Origin of the sequence: Promicromonospora kroppenstedtii DSM 19349 (genome assembly GCF_000515355.1) — a bacterium.
GTDB lineage: Bacteria > Actinomycetota > Actinomycetes > Actinomycetales > Cellulomonadaceae > Promicromonospora > Promicromonospora kroppenstedtii.
The window spans coordinates 5,418-7,213 of the sequence record NZ_KI911719.1 but is presented as its reverse complement, the minus strand read 5'-3'; the positions used below and the strand labels follow the sequence as shown (position 1 = coordinate 7,213).

Genomic DNA, 1,796 nt, shown 5'->3' with positions numbered 1-1,796 from the left:
AACGAGCTGCGGCGGCTCGGCGCGTCCGCCGTCGCGGAGGTGGAACGGCTCGCCGCGGGCCAGGACCTGTTGCACGAGGTGCTGCCCGACCAGCTCGCCACGACGGCCTGAGCCTCGGGCAGGGCCCGAGCGCCTGACCGCATTTGTGTGATGCACTGGGGCGACAGCGCCAAGCAGGTGCGCATCTCGAACGCGAGCTACCGGCGGTTCTACTACTTCCTGACGGCCGACGAGCGGGTGGGCGACACCCTGCACGAGCTCGTGGACTCCGACCGGACGTTCCTCGTGCTCGACCCGGGCCGCAAGATCAACGGCGGCGGCCCGTTCGACCCTGACCCCTCCGCGCTCGGCGTGGGGCAGACCACCGACTGGGGCGCCCTGGCGGGTGCGTGGCTCACCGAGTGGGAGCGGAACGGCGACCCGATCGCGCGCACGAAGCTGCTCAACGGCGCGCGGTCCATCGCGGCGCTGCCGAACCACTGGGTGCAGGGGTCGGTGCGCTACGACCTGGCCGACGGCACGTTCACGACACCGGCGGGGCCGTCGGTGTCGATCGGCAGCCTGAGCAGCGTGTTCGGGCTCATCGAGGTGATGACGGAGCTGATCGACCTGGTCGACGAGCCGGAGGTCGAGGCGGCGTGGGTCGAGTTCTGCCGCCTCTACAACGGCACCGCCGCCGAGCAGGTGGCGGCCACGGGCGCGTCGTGGGGCAGCCTCAACCTGCGGCAGTCCTACTCACGCGCCACCGCCTACGCGGCGGCACGCCTGGACGACCCCGCGCTGGCGCGCCGGGCCTGGACCGAGTTCCGCACCGGCCACGCCGGGTACCCGGCCGACCACTCCTTCGAGACGGTCCGCGTCGAGCCGCCGCTGGTGCTCAACGCGGTGGACGAGGGGCGGTTCTCGACCAACGCCAGCGCGCAGTACGGCCTGGCGGCCATCCAGTGCCTGGCACTGGTCGGAGAGGAGCTGTCATGAGGTCGGGTCGCTCCGTGCGCTGACGGTCCCGGGGCCGGCACCGCCCGGTGCCGGCCCTGGTCCCCGCCCGCTGTCTCGACCTGCTGTCCCTACCTGCTGTCCTTCTTGCCCTGCCGCCGCGCGCCCTGCGCCCTGGTCGACGCGTCGCGCTTCTTGCCGCCCGTCGTCTTCTGGTGGCTGCGGGCCCGCCCGGGCCCTACCTTGTCCGCCGCGGGGTTGGCCGCCGCCTTCGGGCCCGAGGACCTGCCTGCCTTCGCCTGGGCCAGCCGCTCCTCCTTGAGGGCCTCGGCCTGGAGGTGCGCGACGTGCGCCAGGCGCCCGCTGACGATCGCCAGCGCCTCCTCGAACGCGGCGGCGCGCCACCGGGCCTTGCCGCCCTTGGGCGCGGCCTTGCCCCGGCCGCCGGCGGCCTTCACGTCCAGCGCAGCCTTGCGCCGGTAGTTCTTGACGTGCTTGTTGCGTGCCCGGCGCACCCGCCGGTGCAGGTCGAGCAGCTCGTCCTCGTCGAGCGCCTTGAGCCGTTTGGGTTCGAGCTCGCGCACCAGCGCGAGCTCGTCGTCCTTGAGCACCCACAGGTAGTCGTCCATCGCTGACCGTCCTTAGCGCCGGGTCCTGGGCCTCTCCCACCTTCGCAGGTCTGGGCCGGCCCGGCGCGGCGGACGTCAGCTCTTCAGGATCTCGCCCGCGCTCTCCAGGACGAGCGGCATGTTCTCGGCCGTCCGGCGCAGCGGGAGCACCTCGACCGGGGTGTCGCACACCGTGAGGATCGCGCGCGGCACCCGGCCCAGGCGGGCCGGGTGCCGCATCCCGCGGTGGTG

2 protein-coding genes are annotated in these 1,796 nt (G+C 73.4%); one reads left to right on the top strand and one right to left on the bottom strand.

The features are described from left to right. Positions 1-150: 150 nt before the first annotated feature. A complete protein-coding gene (locus PROKR_RS20490; RefSeq protein WP_036966594.1) occupies positions 151-978 on the top strand; it encodes an exo-rhamnogalacturonan lyase family protein in 828 nt (275 codons plus the stop codon). 89 nt (positions 979-1,067) lie between these two features. On the opposite strand, the gene PROKR_RS20485 is transcribed toward PROKR_RS20490, so the two are convergent. Continuing rightward, positions 1,068-1,565, bottom strand: a complete 498-nt coding sequence (locus PROKR_RS20485; protein ID WP_036966591.1) for a hypothetical protein — start codon at positions 1,563-1,565, stop codon at positions 1,068-1,070. Between the last annotated feature and the right edge of the window lie 231 nt (positions 1,566-1,796).

What these genes read in the sequence shown, in the direction of transcription:
- PROKR_RS20490 (WP_036966594.1), top strand. Translation starts at nt 151, where the DNA reads ATGCACTGGGGCGACAGCGCCAAGCAGGTGCGCATCTCGAACGCGAGC.
- PROKR_RS20485 (WP_036966591.1), bottom strand. Translation starts at nt 1,565, where the DNA reads ATGGACGACTACCTGTGGGTGCTCAAGGACGACGAGCTCGCGCTGGTG.